The 17,681-nt window shown below is 72.4% G+C and carries 19 protein-coding genes; 7 read left to right on the forward strand and 12 right to left on the reverse strand.

Annotation, left to right across the window (positions count from 1 at the left end; genetic code table 11):
• Positions 1-22 precede the first annotated feature (22 nt).
• The 4 genes from ACXN5W_RS10685 to ACXN5W_RS10700 are packed head-to-tail and all read right to left on the reverse strand — an operon-like array spanning position 23 to position 3,625.
• The gene (locus ACXN5W_RS10685; protein ID WP_473158034.1) at positions 23-1,387 is read right to left on the reverse strand and encodes a metallophosphoesterase; all 1,365 of its coding nucleotides are present in this window, start codon (positions 1,385-1,387) and stop codon (positions 23-25) included.
• Positions 1,388-1,393: 6 nt separating this feature from the next.
• Complete coding sequence (locus ACXN5W_RS10690; RefSeq protein ID WP_473158035.1) at positions 1,394-1,639, reverse strand: MoaD/ThiS family protein; 246 nt, start codon at positions 1,637-1,639, stop codon at positions 1,394-1,396.
• 4 nt (positions 1,640-1,643) lie between these two features.
• Entirely contained in the window at positions 1,644-2,717 is a 1,074-nt protein-coding gene (gene moaA, locus ACXN5W_RS10695) for a GTP 3',8-cyclase MoaA (protein ID WP_473158036.1), read from the reverse strand.
• Positions 2,718-2,734: 17 nt separating this feature from the next.
• Positions 2,735-3,625: a fructosamine kinase family protein gene (locus tag ACXN5W_RS10700; protein ID WP_473158037.1), complete on the reverse strand. Its 891-nt coding sequence runs from the start codon at positions 3,623-3,625 to the stop codon at positions 2,735-2,737.
• Positions 3,626-3,770: 145 nt separating this feature from the next.
• Here ACXN5W_RS10700 and ACXN5W_RS10705 point away from each other — a divergent pair, with 145 nt between their 5' ends.
• Positions 3,771-5,087, forward strand: coding sequence for a DUF4192 domain-containing protein (locus ACXN5W_RS10705; protein WP_473158038.1), 1,317 nt, complete (start codon positions 3,771-3,773; stop codon positions 5,085-5,087).
• A 158-nt stretch (positions 5,088-5,245) separates the two neighbouring features.
• On the opposite strand, the gene fdhD is transcribed toward ACXN5W_RS10705, so the two are convergent.
• Positions 5,246-6,103, reverse strand: coding sequence for a formate dehydrogenase accessory sulfurtransferase FdhD (gene fdhD / locus ACXN5W_RS10710; RefSeq protein WP_473158039.1), 858 nt, complete (start codon positions 6,101-6,103; stop codon positions 5,246-5,248).
• Between the two features lie 150 nt (positions 6,104-6,253).
• Between fdhD and mobA the strand changes: the two genes are divergently transcribed.
• From mobA to ACXN5W_RS10725, 3 genes are all read left to right on the forward strand, one after another.
• Entirely contained in the window at positions 6,254-6,820 is a 567-nt protein-coding gene (gene mobA / locus ACXN5W_RS10715) for a molybdenum cofactor guanylyltransferase (protein ID WP_473158060.1), read from the forward strand.
• Positions 6,804-7,052, forward strand: a complete 249-nt coding sequence (locus ACXN5W_RS10720; protein WP_473158040.1) for a DUF6457 domain-containing protein — start codon at positions 6,804-6,806, stop codon at positions 7,050-7,052. The genes mobA and ACXN5W_RS10720 overlap by 17 nt, the downstream gene beginning before the upstream one ends.
• Before the next feature lie 217 nt (positions 7,053-7,269).
• Positions 7,270-8,385, forward strand: coding sequence for a T3SS (YopN, CesT) and YbjN peptide-binding chaperone 1 (locus tag ACXN5W_RS10725; protein ID WP_473158041.1), 1,116 nt, complete (start codon positions 7,270-7,272; stop codon positions 8,383-8,385).
• 155 nt (positions 8,386-8,540) lie between these two features.
• Here the strand turns inward: ACXN5W_RS10725 and ACXN5W_RS10730 are convergent, their stop codons facing one another.
• A complete protein-coding gene (locus ACXN5W_RS10730; protein WP_473158042.1) occupies positions 8,541-8,999 on the reverse strand; it encodes an Lrp/AsnC family transcriptional regulator in 459 nt (152 codons plus the stop codon).
• 59 nt (positions 9,000-9,058) lie between these two features.
• Here ACXN5W_RS10730 and ddaH point away from each other — a divergent pair, with 59 nt between their 5' ends.
• Positions 9,059-9,892 carry a dimethylargininase gene (ddaH, locus tag ACXN5W_RS10735; protein WP_473158043.1) on the forward strand — a complete coding sequence of 278 codons (834 nt, stop codon included), beginning with the start codon at positions 9,059-9,061 and terminating at the stop codon, positions 9,890-9,892.
• 250 nt (positions 9,893-10,142) lie between these two features.
• Here ddaH and ACXN5W_RS10740 read toward each other — a convergent pair whose 3' ends face one another.
• Together ACXN5W_RS10740 and ACXN5W_RS10745 are read right to left on the reverse strand one after the other, a co-directional pair.
• Entirely contained in the window at positions 10,143-11,345 is a 1,203-nt protein-coding gene (locus tag ACXN5W_RS10740; protein WP_473158044.1) for an ABC transporter substrate-binding protein, read from the reverse strand.
• A gap of 44 nt (positions 11,346-11,389) precedes the next feature.
• Positions 11,390-12,211 (reverse strand): alpha/beta hydrolase family protein, encoded by an 822-nt coding sequence (locus ACXN5W_RS10745; protein ID WP_473158045.1) that lies wholly within the window; start codon positions 12,209-12,211, stop codon positions 11,390-11,392.
• A 155-nt stretch (positions 12,212-12,366) separates the two neighbouring features.
• Between ACXN5W_RS10745 and ACXN5W_RS10750 the strand changes: the two genes are divergently transcribed.
• Positions 12,367-12,954, forward strand: a complete 588-nt coding sequence (locus ACXN5W_RS10750; protein ID WP_473158046.1) for a bacterial proteasome activator family protein — start codon at positions 12,367-12,369, stop codon at positions 12,952-12,954.
• 120 nt (positions 12,955-13,074) lie between these two features.
• On the opposite strand, the gene ACXN5W_RS10755 is transcribed toward ACXN5W_RS10750, so the two are convergent.
• From ACXN5W_RS10755 to ACXN5W_RS10770, 4 genes are all read right to left on the reverse strand, one after another.
• A complete protein-coding gene (locus tag ACXN5W_RS10755; protein WP_473158047.1) occupies positions 13,075-13,890 on the reverse strand; it encodes an HAD family hydrolase in 816 nt (271 codons plus the stop codon).
• A complete protein-coding gene (locus tag ACXN5W_RS10760; protein WP_473158048.1) occupies positions 13,887-14,708 on the reverse strand; it encodes an HAD family hydrolase in 822 nt (273 codons plus the stop codon). The genes ACXN5W_RS10755 and ACXN5W_RS10760 overlap by 4 nt, the downstream gene beginning before the upstream one ends.
• 130 nt (positions 14,709-14,838) lie before the next feature.
• Positions 14,839-16,095 (reverse strand): serine--tRNA ligase, encoded by a 1,257-nt coding sequence (gene serS, locus ACXN5W_RS10765; RefSeq protein WP_473158049.1) that lies wholly within the window; start codon positions 16,093-16,095, stop codon positions 14,839-14,841.
• Positions 16,096-16,129: 34 nt separating this feature from the next.
• Positions 16,130-16,861, reverse strand: coding sequence for a hypothetical protein (locus tag ACXN5W_RS10770; protein WP_473158050.1), 732 nt, complete (start codon positions 16,859-16,861; stop codon positions 16,130-16,132).
• A gap of 217 nt (positions 16,862-17,078) precedes the next feature.
• Here ACXN5W_RS10770 and ACXN5W_RS10775 point away from each other — a divergent pair, with 217 nt between their 5' ends.
• Entirely contained in the window at positions 17,079-17,510 is a 432-nt protein-coding gene (locus tag ACXN5W_RS10775; RefSeq protein ID WP_473158051.1) for an OsmC family protein, read from the forward strand.
• Positions 17,511-17,681: the final 171 nt, after the last annotated feature.

Here is a 17,681-nt window from a genome sequence, read left to right on the forward strand (position 1 = left end):
GCTATGTGCCGCACGACTCCAGCTACGTGTGGCGCAGCTCGACGAGGGTCACCTGTGGCGGGGCGCCCACCCGGACCGGCGGTCCCCAGAACCCGGCGCCGTTGGTGACGTACAGCTGGGTGCCGTCGATGGTGGCGTGGCCGGAGACGACGGGTTGGGCCATCCGGACCACGTAGTCGAACGGCCAGATCTGCCCGCCGTGGGTGTGGCCGGACAACTGAAGGTCGACGCCCCGCTTGGCCGCCTCGTGTACCGCGACCGGCTGGTGGGCGAGCAGCACGACCGGCCGGTTCGGGTCCCGGTCGCCGAGTGCGGCGTCGAAGTCGGGGCCGGCCGCGACGCCGGTGCCGGTGGCCGACACGTCGTTGATGCCGGCCAGATCCAGCACGCCACCGGGGGTGACGATCTCGCGTCTGGTGTTCTGCAACACGCGGAGGCCGAGCCGGTCCACCTCGGCGACCCACTCGGCGACCCCGGAGTAGTACTCGTGGTTTCCGGTGACGAAGTAGCTGCCGTACCGGGACCGCAGGTCACGCAGGGGTGCCGCGGCCGGGCCGAGTTCGGCAACCGAGCCGTCGACCAGGTCGCCGACCACGGCGACCAGATCCGGGTCCAGCCGGTTGACCATCGCGACGATCCGCTCGGCGTGTGCCCGGCCGGCCAGCGGGCCCAGGTGGATGTCGGACACGGTGGCGATGCGCAGGCCGTCCATCCGGCGAGGCAGTTTGGCCAGCCCGATCCGGACCCGGTCGAGCCGGGGCGGACCGGTCGCCACCCGTACGCCGTACCCGGTGACGCCGGCGGCGGTGAGCCCGGCGAAGATGGCCGCGCCGCGAGCCAGCAGCAGCCGGCGGCTGGGATCGTGGCCGGAGTCGGCACCTGCCTGGTCCGATTCCTCATCCCTCGGCGCCGGACCTGGGCCCTCCGCTGTCGCGACGGCGGGCGTCCGTGCGGGCGCCGGGGCACTTGACGGAGTGGGCGTCTGTGCGGCCGACGAGGCGAGCGGGGCCCGCGCGGCCGACGGGGCGGGCGTCCGCGCGCTCGACAGTTCGGGTTTCCGGGCACTCGACGGGATCGGCGCGGGCCGACCACGCCGGTCCAGCGCGATCCGGGCGGCCAGTCGCGGCAGTTCCAGTGCGGCCAGCACCAGCACCAGGTAGAACATCAACGCCAGCCACAGGTAGCCCGGCCAGGCGAGCCAGTAGAGGCCCCTGCTGGCTCCGACCATCGCCCCGAGCACGGCCAACGCCAGCAGCACCGCGAGCCCGGCACCGATCCGCCGCCACCGGCGGGACCGGGTGGTGTCACGTACCAGCCGCCGCCACAGGTAGAGGTGACTCAGCCCCAGCACGAGTACGAGCACCAGCAGAAGGAGCGCGATCGCCATGGTCGCTCAGCCTCCGGCGAACGGCGGTAGGACATCGATGGTCGCCCCGGACGGGACCACCGCCCGGCGGTCGTGCCAGGCCAGGCCGTCGACCAGGAAGCTGGCCACCGCCAGTACGGCACCGAGTCGCTCACCATGCCGGTCCAGCAACTCGGCGACCAGCTCGTCCAGGCACCGGACCGCCGGTAGCGACTCCTCGGTGAGCCCGGCCGCCGCGCGGGCAGCCGCGAAGTAGCGCACCGTTACCGACACGGTGTCAGCCTCCGATCGCCGACATGGGCCGGGCGGGTTGCAGGAACGTCGGATCGTCGATGCCGTGCCCGGCCCGCTTGACCCACATCGCGGTACGCCAGCGGTCGGCCAACTCGGCGTCGTCGGCCCCGCCGCGCAGTGCCGCCCGCAGGTCGGACTCCTCGGTGGCGAACAGGCAGTTGCGGACCTGTCCGTCGGCGGTCAGCCGGGTGCGGTCGCAGTCGCCGCAGAACGGTCGGGTGACACTGCCGATCACACCCACCCGGGCCGGCTGCCCGGCGGCGTCCACGTACCCGTCGACCAGCCAGGTTTCGGCGGGCGCACCGGCCCGGTCCACCGGGTCGGGCAACAGGGTCACCGACGACCGCAGGGCGGACAGGATCTCCTCGGCCGTGACCATGGTCCGGCGGTCCCAACCGTGCTGGGCGTCCAACGGCATCTGCTCGATGAACCGCAGTTGATAGCCGTGTTCCAGGGCGAAGCGCAGCAACCCGGGGGCCTCGTCGTCGTTCACGCCACGGATCAGCACTGAGTTGATCTTCACTGGACGCAGCCCCGCGTCGTTCGCCGCGGCCAACCCGGCCAGCACGTCGGGCAGCCGGCTGCGGCGGGTCAGCTCGGCGAACCGGGCGGGATCCGTCGTGTCCAGTGAGACGTTCACCCGGTCCAGCCCAGCCGCTCGCAGCGGTGCGGCCAGCCGGTCCAGACCAATTCCGTTGGTGGTCAGCGAAAGCCGGGGCCGGGGCCGCAACCCGGCCACCTGGCCGACGATGTCCACCAGGCCGGGCCGGATCAGCGGCTCTCCGCCGGTGAAACGCACCTCGGTCACGCCCAGCCGGACGACCGCGATCCGGACCAGTCGGACCACCTCGTCGTCGGAGAGCACCTCGGACCTGGGCAGCCAGGGCAGTCCCTCGGCCGGCATGCAGTAGGAGCAGCGCAGGTTGCATCGATCGGTCAGCGAGACCCGCAGGTCCGTCGCCGTCCGTCCGTACCGGTCGCCGAGGCCGGCGCCGGGCGGGCGGACGGTCGGGTCCGGTCGGTCGTCCCCCGCGTGCCCGATGACCGGAGTGCTCATCGGTCGACCGTAGCGCGTCAGTCCGACAGCGCGGCACGCGCAGTCGAAGCCACCGAATCGCGGTACGCGCCACCGAAGAGGGCGGTGTGCACCAGCATCAGGTGCAGTTGGTGTACCGGCACCCGCCGCCGCCAACCGTCGGCCAGCGGCCAGAACTCCCGGTACGCGGCCAGGGTGCGGTCGAGGTGGGGGGTGCCACCGAAGAGAGCCAGTTGCGCGAGATCGGTCTCCCGGTGCCCGCCGTGCGCGGCCGGATCGACCAGGAAGGCCCGCCCGGAGGCGGACCAGAGCACATTCCCCGGCCACAGATCACCGTGTACCCGGGCGGGCGGCTCGGCACCGCCGTACCCGTCGATCCGGGACACCACCGCTTCGACCAGGGCCGCGTCCGCCGGGTCGAGGGCGCCGTTGTCCACCGAACGGCGCAGGTACGGCAGCAGCCGGGTCCGGGCGAACCAGTCGGCCCACGGACCGGTCGCCGGGGTGTTGTCCTGAGGGAGCGCGCCGATGAATCCCGGCCAGTCGGCGCCGAACGCCGGCGCGCCGGCCCGGTGCAGCGCGGCCAGGTCCCGACCGAGGCGTTCGGCGGCCGCCGGCTCGGCCGGGCCCGGCTCGATCCACTCCAGCGCCAGCATCCCGGGAAGGGCGACCAGGACCTCGGGCACCGGCACGGCACCGGCCTCGGCGAGCCAGCGCAGGCCGGCGGCCTCGGCGGCGAAGAATCCCGCCGGCACCGGCGATTCCGCCTGCTCCGGCCAGGTCTTGGTGAACAGCGAGGTGCCGTCGTCGAGGGTCAGCCGGGACGCCGCGCAGATGTCGCCGCCGGGGACCGGTGTCTCCCGGATGCGCTGGTGGGTGAGAAAGGCGGGCAGTTGCCCCGGGTGCGCGCGCAGGTACGCCAGGTCCATCCGGGAACGGTAACCCGGGGATCAAGGTCCGGAAGCGCCTTGAACTGGACGGATACGCAGAGTGTCTGTGGATAACCCGCGTGTCATCCACAGGTGCTCGATCTCGATGTCGCGCCGCGCCGGACCTGTTGGCCAGGCTGCTCACATGGTCTCCTGCGAACCTTCCCGGCTCATGGTCCGCTCACCCGCCGACCTGGTCGCGGCCGTGCCCTACCTGCTCGGTTTCCACCCGTCCGACAGCGTCGTCGCGATCGCCCTGCGCGGCACGCAGGTGGCGTTCGCCGCCCGGGGTGACCTGCCGGCGTCCCCGTCCGACCCGCCCGACTCCGGCCGGCTGCCGGCCGATCAACTGGCGGCGATGGCCCAGCAGATCGCCGAGGTGGTCGGGCGGCAGCAGGCGGACGCGGTCACCGTGGTGGGCTACGGCCCGCCGGAACGGGTCACCCCGATGATCGACGCCGTCGGCGCGGCGGTACGTCGGAACGGTCTGCTGGTGCTCGATCTGCTCCGGGTCACCGGTGACCGGTACTGGTCCTACCTCTGCGACAACCCGGAGTGCTGCCCGCCCGAGGGCATGCCGTTCGACGCGTACGCCAGCCCGGTCGCCGCCGCGGCGATCTTCGCCGGCCAGGTCGCGCTGCCGGACCGGCAGGCCCTTCAGCGGCAGGTGGCGCCGGTCGGTGGCGCCGAGCGGGTGGCGCTGCGCCGGGCCGCGGATCGGGCCAGCCGCCGACTGTCAACGCTGCTCCTGGACGCGGCGGCGGCCGCACTGCCCGGGCGGACCGGCCCCGGCGGCGGGGGCGACGCCGGGGGCGGGGGCGGGGCGTCCTCGGCGACGAAGGGCGCCGGCTCGGGCCCGGCCGCGGCGTCGACGACGGACGGTGTGGGGCCGGGGTCGGCTCCGACGGCGGGCGACGCCGGATCGGGTGTGGCTCCGACGGCGGGCGGCGTCGGGTCGGGCACCGCTCCGGCGGCGGGCGGTATCAGGATGACTCGGGCGGCCCTGGACCGGGCCGGCCGATCGGCTCGGGATCGGGCGATCCGGGCGGCCGGGGTGGCGGCGCTGCGTGTCGCCCGGGAGCGGCACCGGGCCGGTACGCGGCTCACCGACGACGAGGTGGCCTGGTTGGGCGTGCTGCTCAGCCGGGTACCGGTCCGGGACCATGCGTGGCGCCGGATCGACTCGGGTGAGGACCAGGTGGCGCTGTGGATGGATGTCGTGCGCCGCGTGTCGACCCGGCTCGCCGCCCCGCCCGCGAGCCTGCTGGCCTACGCCGCCTGGCGGGCCGGGCAGGGTGCGCTGGCCGCGGTCGCCGTCGAACGCGCCCTGGCGGCCGATCCCGGCTACTCGATGGCGCTCCTGATGGACGAGGCGCTGCGGGCCGGACTGCCGCCGTCGGCCCTCGACGAGCTACGGGCCGCCCGCCGTCGCCGGCGGCGCGGTCCAACCCAAGGTCGGTGAAATTGGGGCCTTACCGCGCTCGGACCCCCCGACATCGCCGACCTTGGGTCGATCATGCGTGGTGTCCCGGCGGGAGGACGCGGCGCTGTCGGGCGGGCCCGTTTCGCCGGTCGAGTCGGGCTCGGCCGGCCGAGCGGGCACTTCAGCGAGCGGGCACCTCAGGTGGTGATCCGGTGGGTGCCGGTGTAGACGTTCATGGTCGGTCCGCGCAGAAAACCGACGAGCGTCATCCCCGCCTCCTCGGCGAGATCGGCCGCCAACGTGCTGGGCGCGGACACTGCCGCCAGCATCGGCAGGCCGGCCATCCACGCCTTCTGGGTCAACTCGAAACTGGCTCGCCCGGACACCATCAGGACCTGGCCGGTCAGCGGCAACCGATCCTGCCGAGCGGCCCAGCCGATCAACTTGTCCACCGCGTTGTGCCGTCCGACGTCCTCCCGGACCGCTACCAGCGAGCCGTCCGAGTCGAACAGACCCGCCGCGTGGAGACCACCGGTCCGCTCGAAGGTCCGCTGCGCGGCCCGCAGCCGGTCCGGCAGCGCGGCCAGGGTGGCGGCGGCCATCGTCAGCGGATCGGTGGCCACCGGGTACGGCGAGCGGGTTCGCACCGCGTCGATGCTGGCCTTGCCGCAGACCCCGCACGAACTGGTGGTGTAGAAGGCCCGTGCGGCGTCGTCGGTCGGCTCGGGTACCCCGGCGGCGAGCACGACATCAACCACGTTGTACGTGTTGGCGGCGTTGTCCCCGGCGCACAGTCGCGCGGTCGAGACGTCCTGAGCCGATCGGATCAGGCCCTCGGTCAACAGGAATCCGATGGCCAGGTCCAACTCGTCACCGGGAGTACGCATGGTGACCGCCAGCGGGCGCCGCCGCCCCGGCCCGGCCCGGCCGACCCGGATCTCCAGCGGTTCCTCGCCGGCGAGCGTGTCGGGGCGACGGACGGCCACGGGTGCCGCCCGATCCGGCGCCCCGAGGTCGATCCGCAGCACGTTCCGTCGGTCGCTGGCACGCCCCATGCCGCCATCCTGCCTCGCCCGGCCGGCAGACGCCGGGCGGGCTACGGTGGCCGCGTGGGCGACTACGAGGCGGGCCGCGGGACTGGGGACGGGGCTGGCCGGGTGGGCGGGTACGGGGCGGTGTTGCTGGCCGGTGGGGCCGCGCGGCGGATGGGTGGGGTGGACAAGCCGTCCGTCCGGGTGGGCGGACGCTCGATGCTGGACCGGGTGCTGGCCGCGGTGGCTGACGCTGCGCCCCGGGTCGTGGTGGGTCCCGGCGTCGGCCTACCCACCGGCGTGCTGAGCGCCCGGGAGGAGCCGCCGGGCGGCGGCCCGGTGGCGGCCCTCGCGGCCGGTCTGGCGCTGCCGGAACTGGCCACTGTCGCCGAGGTCGCCGTGCTGGCGACCGACCTGCCGTTGCTCACCCCGGCGGCGGTGGCGCTGCTCCGAGGTGAACTCCGGACCGGTGGTTCCGATGGCGCCTGTTACCTCGACGCGACCGGCCGGCGGCAGCCACTGTGCGGAGTGTGGTGGACCGCCGCGCTGCGCCGGGCCGTTGACACGCTGGCCGCGACCCGGGACGGCTCGGTGGCGGGTGCCTCGGTACGCGCCCTGCTCGCCGGCCTGACCGTCCGTGAGGTGGCCTGGCCGGCGGCCGGCCCGCCGCCCTGGTTCGACTGCGACACTGACGCGGACGTCCGGAGTGCGGAGGAGTGGGCCGATGACAACCATGGATGACTGGGTGGCGGCGGCCAGTGCGGAACTCGGCCTCGAACCGGCCGACGTCTCCCCGCCGCTCATCCTCGATCTGGCCCGGGACGTGGCCCACCAGGTGCTCCGCCCAGGGGCGCCCGTCACGGCGTACCTGCTCGGCCTGGCCGTGGGTCGCGGCGCGGATCCGGCCGCGGCGGCCAGGCGGCTTGGCGAACTGGCCCGGCGGTGGGACGCGACGGCGGTCGGAGACGCGTAGCTGGTGGCGCACATGCCGGCCGCCCGGTCTCCCAATGAGGCGGGGCATATCCGAGTGAGCGGCCCACGGACCGGGTAGAGCAGATCCCGACTGTCCGGATCCGCGGACTCGGGCAGGGCCACCCCGGGCGCGGCCCGGACAGCTGTCGGCTTCGGGTCCGGGACGTCCCGCCCGACCACGCCATCGCCTAGGGTGTGCCAGACGGACGGAGGCGATCATGACGGAAGACCACCCCTCGCCCCCCAGCCACGACGTGCCATGGGCGGACGCGACCGCCGCGCTCGACCCGGTGCTGCTGGACGAGCCCACCACGGCCGACCTGCGGCTGAAGGTGACCGAGGCCTGGCAGGACTTCGCCCGGTCGCTGGCGACGGCGCTGCGCGCGCTGCCGGCCGGGGCGCAACTCGAACTCACCCTCGACCCGACCGCCTCCGGCACCGGTGAGGCTGTCTACTCGGTGGCGGTCGACGTGGGTGAGGGGGACCGGCTCGGCGCACGGGCGGTCGGCAACGCCACGCTGCCCGACGGCTACCGGCTGGACCGGGCTGCCGTCGCGGCGATGGTGGCGCTCGGCTGGTCTCCGCCGGGCGTCGTCGAGGGGTCCGGCGACCAGTTCGGGCTGGGCGGCAGCCGGGCCGAGGCCGGCCGGATCTCCACGATCGTGGCCCGGACACTGCGCGACGTGTACGGGGCACCGCACCCGGCCTTCCTGGTCTACCTGGCCCGGGATGTCGACGACGAGCCGGTGCCGATCGAACCGCTCGGTCCCGCTCGCGCGGCGGCGGCCATCGAGCTGCCCGTCGAGGTCGACCTCGACGCCGCGATCGCCGCCGCCCGGGAGGAGGGGGCCCGGGACACAGACGAGGACGAGGTGCTCGGTCTCGACGACCGGGTCCGTACGGTGATCTCCACGATGCTCCGCGCGAACCCCGAGCACCTCCAGGTCGACTCGGACGGTGACATCAGCATCCGGGCCGGCTCCGCGATGGTCTTCGTCCGGGTCCGGGACAACCCGCCGCTGGTGGACGTCTTCTCGCCGGTGCTGACCGAGGTGGAACCCACCGAGCGGCTGTACGTGAAGCTGTCCGAGCTGACCAACCGGATGCCGATCGGGCGGTTGTACTGCGCCAACGACACCGTCTGGGCCTCGATCCCGGTCTTCGGCCGGAACTTCCAGCCGACCCACCTGATGCTGGCCGTCCAGGTGATGACGGGGCTGGCCGACGAGTTGGACGACCGGTTGCTGGGCGAGTTCGGTGGGAAGCGGTTCTTCGGCGAGGGCGACAAGCCGGCCGAGCGGGAGCTCGGCCACCGTACCGGCATGTATCTCTGATCGCTGGGTTGGCCACCCGGCGGACGGGCCGACGCGCGGTGCCCTGTCCACGGCGCGATGCGCCGTCCGCCCACGGCCCGTCGCGGGTCACGAGTGCGTCGTACACATGTGCTATCCACAGGCTGTGGATGACACATGTGTACGACGGTCCGGGGTCAGCCCGGAGCGGCCACGACGGTGGGTGACTCGATCAGCCGGGACAACACGATCATGCTCCGGGTCGAGGTCACGAACGACTCGGCGCGTAACCGCTCCAGCGCCTGCTCCAGGTGGGCGATGTCGGCGGCCCGCAGGTGGACGATGGCGTCGGCCTCGCCCGAGACGGTGTACGCGGCCACCACCTCGGGATGCCGTCGGGTCGCCGCGGCGATCTGAGCCGGGGTGGTCCGCCCGGTGCAGAACAGCTCGATGAACGCCTCGGTGGTCCACCCGACGGCGGCCGGGTCGACGACGGCGGTGAATCCCTTGATCACACCGGCCGACCGCAGGCGGTCCACCCGGCGCTTGACCGCCGGTGCGGAGAGCGACACCCGCATTCCGATCTCCGCGTACGAGGCGCGCGCGTCGGCAACGAGCGATGCAATGATCCGCTGGTCAACGCCGTCGATGTGCAACGTTCCGCCTCTCCGAAGCAATGCTTGCGGCTGTCACCGTTGCTCCACCGTACTTACTCTTGGTGTTCGTGAACCAGCAGCGCACACCGCGAAAGCGGACATATCTAATGTGCCCGCCGGAGTATTTCGCGGTGGAGTACGCGATCAACCCGTGGATGGACACCGCTGAGCCGGTGGACACCGAACTCGCGGTCAAGCAGTGGGAGGCGCTGCGCGAAACGCTGGTCCGGCTCGGGCACACCGTCCGCGTGCTGCCGCCCCGGGAGGGACTTCCGGACATGGTCTTCGCCGCGAACGGCGCGTTCGTGGTGGACGGCACGGTCTACGGCGCCCAGTTCCGGCACGAGCAGCGCGCCGCCGAGGCGGCCGCGCACCGCGCCTGCCACGAGGCCGACGGGTGGCGGTTCGTCGCCCCGGGCGAGACCAACGAGGGCGAGGGCGACTTCGCGTACCTGCCCCGGGCGTACGGCGGGTTGATCCTCGCCGGGTACGGCTTCCGCACCGAGCCGGCCGCGCACGCCGAGGCGCAGGAGGTGTTGAACCATCCGGTGGTGTCGCTGCGCCTGGTGGACCCGCGCTTCTACCACCTCGACACGGCGCTCGCGGCCCTCGACGACGAGCGGGTGACGTACTTTCCGGGTGCCTTCTCGGTGGCCGCCCAGAAGGTGCTCGCGCAGCTCTTCCCCGACGCCGTGCTGGCCGACGAGGTCGACGCCTTCGCATTCGGGCTGAATCTGGTCAGTGACGGACGGCACGTCGTGCTCAACAGCGAGGCGACGGGCATGGCGGCCAAGGTCGCGGCGGCCGGTTATGTGCCGGTCCAGGTCGACCTGTCGGAGCTGAAGAAGGGTGGCGGCAGCGTGAAGTGCTGCGTCGCCGAGTTGCGTCATTGAGGTGTTGGGGTTCCGTCGGTCCCCCCCCTTCTGGTTGTTCGGGTTTGGTCCTGTCGTGGGTGGGCCGGGCGGAACCTTCGGGCTGGCCCACTCTTGGCGGTCAGGCTTGATCCCGTCGTGGGTGGGCCCGGCGGAACCCTTCGGCTGACCTACTCTTGGCGGTCAGGCTTGATCCCGTCGTGGGTGGGCCCGGCGGAACCCTCGCGCTGGCAGGTTCCTCGACTGGGCGGAGGAACCTGCCGAAGAGCCGTCAGCCCAGCGTGCCGAGTTCGTCGATCATCACGTTGGACAGCACCTGGCCGTCCTGCTGCACCCGGCGCAGATACCAGGTCTGCTGCGGCGTACGTGGTTGGTTGAACTGCCAGGGACCGCGCGGGCTGTCGATCTGGCCGACCCGGCCGAGCGCCAGGTTGAGGGACTGCGGATCCGGCTTGCCCTGCGTGATCCGCAGGGCCTTGTCCAGTACCTGCGCCGCGTCGTACGAGGCCATGGCGTAGGTGGTCGGCGTGGTCTCGTGCGCCTTGCGGAAGGCCGAGGCGAACTTCCGGTTCGCGTCGTTGTTGAGATCCGGCGAATAGTTGAGGGCGGTGATGACGCCGTTCACCTCGGCCGGCTTGAGCTCGCTGAGCACGGCACCCTCGGTCAGGAAGCCGGAACCGAACACCTTGCCCCGGTAACCGGCGGCGTGCAACTGCCGCAGGAACTGGATCGCCGCGGTACCGGCGAAGAAGCAGAACAGCGCGTCCGGATCGGCCGACATCAGCCGCTGGATGTCGCTGTCGAAGGCGTCCGACGGCGGGTCGATGGAGTCGGTGGTCCAGATCGGCTGACGGGCCAGGCGCGGGTCCGTGGCGCCGAAACTCTCCCGGAACCCGTTGACGGCGTCGGTGCCCGCCAGGCTCTGCGGCGAGATGGCGACGACCTTGCCCTTCTTCGGCACCTGGCTGGCGACGTAGGACCCCAGCGCCTTGCCCGGCTCGTCGTTGACGTACGAGGTACGCCAGATGTAGACGACGCTCTGCAGGTCGTGCGGCGAACCGTTGGAGGCCACCAGCGGCACCTTCGCGCGCTCGACGGTGTCGCGGATGCCCAGCATCACCGACGAGTTGACCACCCCGGTGAGGGCGAGCACACCCTGCTTGAGCAGCCCTTCCACGGCGGCCTTGCCGGAATCGGGCGTGTCACCCTCGTCGGCCGTCAGCAGCTCGACCGGGTGACCGCCCAGCTTGTTGTCGTTCAGCTCCAGGAACAGCCGGAAACCGTCGCGCAGGTCGTTTCCGATGGCCTTGTAACCGCCGGACTCGGGAGCGACCAGGCCGATCCGCACCGGTGTGGTGTCGGCCGGCGACGCGGTGTCCGCACCGCTGTCGTCGGTGCCGCAGGCGGTGACCAGCCCACCACCGCCGAGCGCAGCCAGGAGTTTGAGGACCTGCCTGCGGTCCAGATGCGACACCGATACCTCCCACTGGTGTAACCGATCGTGGTCCATCCGGCGTTCTACCCGGTCCCGGACGCCGCGTCAATGTCACGCTCGGTGGTGTGCAGCGTCCGGAGCGCCCCGGTCACCGTCGGCCACGCCGCCGAGAGTGGATCGATCAGGCTGAAATGCTCGCACTCGGGCAGCTCAATCAGCGTCACCGGGTCGCCGGCGGCCCGTGCCACCCGCGCGTACGTCCGGCTCAACGCGATGGGTACCTGGCGGTCGAGCGCACCGTGCAGAATCACGGAGGGTATTCTCAGCGGAACCCGCTGTGCCGGATCCGCCGCCGCGTACCGGTCGGGGAACAGCTCCGGTCCGCCGCCGAGCAGCGCGGTCACGGCACCGTCGTCCAGGTCCAGCCGGTGGGCGGCCCGCAGATCGGCCACCGGGGCCAGCGCCAGCACCCCGCCGACCCGCGGGCCCGCGCCGGCGCACCACAGCGCGAGCTGCCCCCCGGCCGAGTGGCCGAGCAGGATCGGATCACCCTGCGGCACGGTGCCGGTGTGCTCCGCCAGCAGGGCCGGCAACGCCGCCACCCCGGCCGCGACGTCCGTGCCGGTGACCGGCCAACCGCCATCCGGGTCGCCGGTCCGCCGGTACTCCAGCTGGGCCACCGGATAGCCGAGTCCGGCGAGCGCGTCGGCCAGTGGACCCGTGTGGGTCCGGTCGTACTCACGGCGCCAGAAGCCGCCGTGGATGACAATCACCAGCGGGTACGCGCCGTCGGCGCCCTCCGGCAGCCGCAGGTCCGCCACCTGGTCCCGATGCGGGCCGTACCGCACCGTCGTGTCCGGCGGCGGCGCGGGCCGATCGAGCACCTCGCGCGGGTCGCTGATCATGAGTGCGAGGGTAGCGCCCGGCCCTCGGGACCCGGGCAGCGAACCGGGTACGTCCCAGAGCGGCCGACGGGAGCGGGGTTTCCCGGACCGGTGGGCTTTCCGCCGCGCCCGACCCGACGAGCGGTGGCGGGGGGTTCTGCGGGAAGATGAGCGGCATGAACGATGGACTGCCCAACCCCGAAGAGCAGGACGAGAGCCGCCCGACCAGCCGCCCCGGCACGGTCGTGGTCGTCGGCCCCGACGGTCGGCCCGTCGGCACGGTGCAGACCGACCCGGAGGTGACCGGGGAGGACCCGTCCCGCCTGGTCGAGCAGCCGGCCAAGGTGATGCGGATCGGGAGCATGATCAAGCAGCTCCTTGAGGAAGTGAAGGCCGCACCGCTGGACGAGGCGGGCCGGCAGCGGCTCCGCGAGATCCACCTGCGGTCGATCGTCGAGCTGGAGGACGGGCTGGCGCCCGAACTGCGTGAGGAACTGGCCCGGATCTCGCTGCCGTTCACCGAGGACACCACGCCGAGCGAGAGCGAACTGCGGATCGCGCAGGCCCAGCTGGTCGGCTGGCTGGAAGGGCTCTTCCACGGCATCCAGGCCGCGCTGGTCGCGCAGCAGATGGCCGCCCGGGCCCAGTTGGAGCAGATGCGGTCCGGCGGTCGGCAGGCGCTACCGATGGGTCCCAGCGGCATGGTCCCCGGAATGCCCGGCCCCCCGCCCGGCGAGGGCCACAACACCGGCCAATACCTCTGACACCCCACCCAGCCGCGCGCCCGCCCACCACTGGCTCCGGCCGGACCGGCCCACGACGGGATCAAGCCTGACCGCCCAGAGCGGCCGGAACCCCGCCCCGGTCACCCGGCTCGAAACCAATCAACCGGTGAACAACCCGTCGAGGTACGCAGCCACCCCGTCCTCGTTGTTCGACCCGGTCCGCTCGTCGGCGATCTCCAACACGCTCGGATGGGCGTTCGCCACCGCCACCGAACGGCCGGCCCAGGTCAGCATCGGTACGTCGTTCGGCATGTCGCCGAATGCGATCACCTCGGACTTGTCGACCCCGTACCGGGCGCAGAGCCAGGCCAGGCCCGCCGCCTTGGTCACCCCGGCCGCGGAGATCTCCACGAGACCTGAGTACGACGAGTGGGTGGCCTCGGCCAACCCTTCCACCGCCCCGGCGACCAGCTTCACGAACATGTCCGGATCACGGTCACCGGCCCGGACCAGCAGCTTCACGGCCGGCGCGGCGATCAGGTCGGCGTCGGTGTCGATCGGTCGTACCAACGGGTGGTCGTCCTCGTATGTCCGGACCGGCCAGTTCGGGTCGTGCCGCATGGACCGGCCGTCCTCGACCTCCACCGCGAACACCGCGCCGGGCACCTCGGCGCGCAACCGGCGGGCCACCTGGGCCAGCAGTTCCGGGGCCAGCGGGTCGGCCCGCAGCACGGCGTCGGCTGCCGGGTCGTACACCACGGCGCCGTTGGCGCAGACCGCCGGAAGCGACACCGTCAGTTTCTCGTAGACCACCGACAGCCAGCGCACCGGCCGGCCGGTGACCAGGACCACGTGGGTTCCCGCCGCCTCCAGCCGGGCCAGCGTGTCGGCGGTCCGCCGGCTCAGTGTGTGATCATCGTGGATGAGGGTGCCGTCGATGTCGGTGGCCACGAGCCGCGGCAGGCGTCCCATCATCGGGAGAGTAGTCGATCGAGGTAGACCGCCACCCCGTCGTCGTCGTTGCGCAGCGTCACCTCGTCGGCGACCGATCGGACCGACGGGTGGGCGTTGGAGACCGCCACCCGGGACCAGCCCGCCCAGTCGAACATCGGCAGGTCGTTCGGCATGTCACCGAAGACCAGCACCTCGGCCGGGTCGACGCCGAGATTCTGGGCCACCACGGCGAGCCCGCTGGCCTTGTCCACCCCCGGCGGGTTGATCTCGATGAAGCCGAGGCCGGCCTGGGTGAGGGTGGCCCGGGACGGTGGAATGATCCGCTGCGCCGTGGCCAGCAGCACATCCACGTCCTGGTTGGCGGTCCGGGCGAACGCCTTGATCACGTCACCGGAAACACACTCCGGACGGGTCCGGGCCTCGAACGCGTCCTGGTAGGGCCAGGACGGGTCGTGATCGCCCCACAGCGGTGCGCCCGGGGCGTCGGACGCCTCGACCATCACCGTCAGCGGGCCGACCACGTCCTCAAGCGCGGTCAGCAGTTCGGCGAGCACGGAACCGGGCAGCCGTTCGCTCCGGAGCACCTCCGGGCCCAGCGGATCCGTCTGGTCCACCACCCAGCCACCACCCGCCATCACCAGGAAGTCGGCCGCCCGGATGTCGTTGCGGGTCAGCTCGGTCAGCCGTGGGCCCCGACCGGTGGCACCGACGATGGGGATGCCGGCTGCCCGTACCCGGTCCAGGGTCTGGTGGGTGAACGCCGACACGGTGTTGTCGCTGCGGACGAGTGTGCCGTCGAGGTCCGTGGCGATCAGCTTGGGCAGTCCGGGTCGGGGCATGGCTTCCTCCTTCGCCCGTGCTCCGGGAGGTCACCGGGGTGGGTGGACCCGGTACGACGGGGCAGCAACCGTACCTCCGGCCGATGCGACCCATCCATGAATTCCGGGCGAAGTGCCGGATAACCCGAGGTCAGCGCGGTTCGAGGACGTCCCGGCCACCCAGGTACGGCTGGAGCGCCTTGGGGACCCGTACCGATCCATCCGGTTGCTGGTGGTTCTCCAGGATCGGCACCAGCCAGCGCGTGGTGGTCAGGGTGCCGTTGAGGGTCGCCGCCGTCTGCGGCCTGCCGTCGGCGTCCCGGTACCGCACGTTGAGCCGGCGGGCCTGGAAGGTGGTGCAGTTCGAGGTGGAGGTGACCTCCAGGTAGCGGTTCTGCGACGGCAGCCACGCCTCGCAGTCGTACTTGCGGGCGGCGCTGCTGCCCAGGTCACCGGCGGCCACGTCGATCACCCGGTACGGGATCTCGACCTTGGCCAGCATCTCCTCCTCCCAGCCGAGCAGCCGCAGGTGCTCGTCCCGCGCCTGTTCCGGACGGCAGTAGGAGAACATCTCGATCTTGTCGAACTGGTGTACCCGGATGATCCCCCGGGTGTCCTTGCCGTACGAGCCCGCCTCCCGGCGGTAGCACGACGACGAGCCGGCGTACCGCAGCGGCTCCGCGAGGTCGAGGATCTCCCCGGCGTGGTAGCCGGCCAGCGCCACCTCGCTGGTACCGACCAGGTAGAGGTCGTCCGCCTCCAACCGGTAGACCTCGCTGGCGTGCGCGCCGAGGAAGCCGGTGCCCTCCATCGACTCCGGCTTCACCAGCGACGGCGTGATGATCGGGGTCAGCCCGTGTTCGACGGCCTGGGCGATGGCGAGCTGGAAGAGGCCGAACTGGAGCAGCGCCCCGACGCCGGTCAGGAAGTAGAACCGGCTGCCCGAGACCTTGGCGCCACGTTCCGTGTCGATCGCGCCGAGCAACTCGCCCAGCTCCAGGTGATCCCGCGGATTTTCGAGAGCGGGTCGCTCACCGACCTCGCGCAGGACCTCGAAGTCGTCCTCACCGCCGGGGCGTACCCCCGCCTCGACGACGTTGGGGATCGCGAGCTGTGTCTCGCGCAGCCGACGCTCGGCGTCGCCCACCGCCGCCTCGGCCGCCTTCACGTCCGCCGACAGCTCGCGGGTCCGGGCCAGCAGCTCGGTCTTCTCGTCACCGGTGGCCTTCGGCATCCGCTTGCCGAGCTGCTTCTGCTCGGCGCGCAGCGCCTCGAAGCGCCCCACCGCGGCCCGGCGCTCCTCGTCAGCGCGCAGCAGGTCGTCGACCAGAGACTCGGACTCGCCACGCAGCCGCTGGCTGGTGCGGACGGTTTCCGGGTCCTCGCGGAGCAGGCGCAGGTCAATCACGGCTGTTGAGCCTACCGGGACGAGCCCGGGGCGTTCATCCCGATATCCCGCCCGGCGGATCGCCAGGCCCGGTCCGTTGGCGGCGGACCACCGGCGGAGGAAAGTCCACCGGGGCGTCGGCCGGCGACGGGGCCCACGACGTGTCGGCCGACGGTTGCGCGGTCACCGTGAGGTCCAGTGGCGCATCCGGCTCCTCCAGCCGGCCCGCTGCCCCGCCGGACCCGGCGGCGGGCCGGCCGCGGCCGGCCAGCAACAGCGCGCAACCGAGCAGGGCGACCGCCACGAACGCGGCGAACAGGCCCCGGCCGTACTCGACCCGGACATCGTCCGTCGCGGTCAGGTAGAACATCCGGACACCAGCGTCGTCCATCGAGGTTACGGCGGCGGCCAGCAGGCCGAGCAGCGCGACGGTGAGACCCAGACCGGCGATTCGGACGTCGTGCCGGACAACCGGGGAGCCGAACAGCGCGAGCGTCACGCACACCAGAATGGCGAGCAGGCCGATCAGGTAGGCGGTCCCGAAGCCGCCGACCTCCGAGACGCTGGCCGGTACCCGCACCGACGCGCTGCCGGTCGGGAGACTCATGATCGTCCAGTCGCCGACCAGCGATCCGAGCGCGGCGGCCGAGCCGAGCAGCCCGACCGCGAACGCCAGCCCGCCATCCCGACGGGAAGTCACCGACCATCGCCCCACGTGCCGCCGGCGCTCCTGGTCCAGCTCGCCGCCGGGCGGATCCTGCCGGGGGACCGGGAACTCCTGGGTCATCGCCGTCCTCTCCCGCCGGATGCCTCGGCATTGACCTGCACCGGCTGACCGGACCGACCGGTACGGCGGCGGACCTGCCCACCGGGCCGGCTTCCGGCCGTTTTCCGGCCCGCATCATGACACGTCGCGATCGGATCGTCACGGTCAGCGCGCCGGACGGAGTCGATTCACCACCGAGCCCGTCGCACCGGACCGCTCGGTGCGTTAGCGTCGGCAGATGCCAATCCGAACCGCAACCGCGCTGTGGCAGGGAAACCTGACCGACGGCGCCGGCACCATCAAGACCGGCCAGGGCGGCCTGCAGGGCGCCTACTCGTTCGCCTCCCGGTTCGCCGAGGGCGAGGGGACCAACCCGGAGGAGCTGATCGGGGCCGCCCACGCCGGCTGCTACTCCATGGCCCTCTCGAAGGCGGTCTCCGACGCCGGCCACTCGCCGACCTCGGTCGCCACAACCGCCAAGGTCCACCTGGACAAGACCGACGCCGGCATGACCGTCACCCGGATCGACCTGGTCACCGAGGCGAACGTGCCGGGGCTGGACAGCGCCGAGTTCGCCAAGATCGCCGAGGCGGCCAAGGAGGGCTGCCCGATCTCCCGGCTGCTGTCCCCCGGTGCGCAGATCAGCCTGGACGCCCGGCTGACCTCCTGACCTCGGCTGCTCCTGGCGGCGGCTCCGCCTCGTGACTTCGGTTCCGCCGGGTCCGCGCCTGGGGTTCGCCGGGTCCGCGCTTGGGGTTCGCCGGGTCCGCGCTTGGGGTTCCGCCGGGCCCGCCCACTCTGGGCGGTCAGGCTTGATCCCGTCGTGGGCGGGCCCGGCGGA

It is taken from the genome of Plantactinospora sp. A48 (assembly GCF_055793945.1).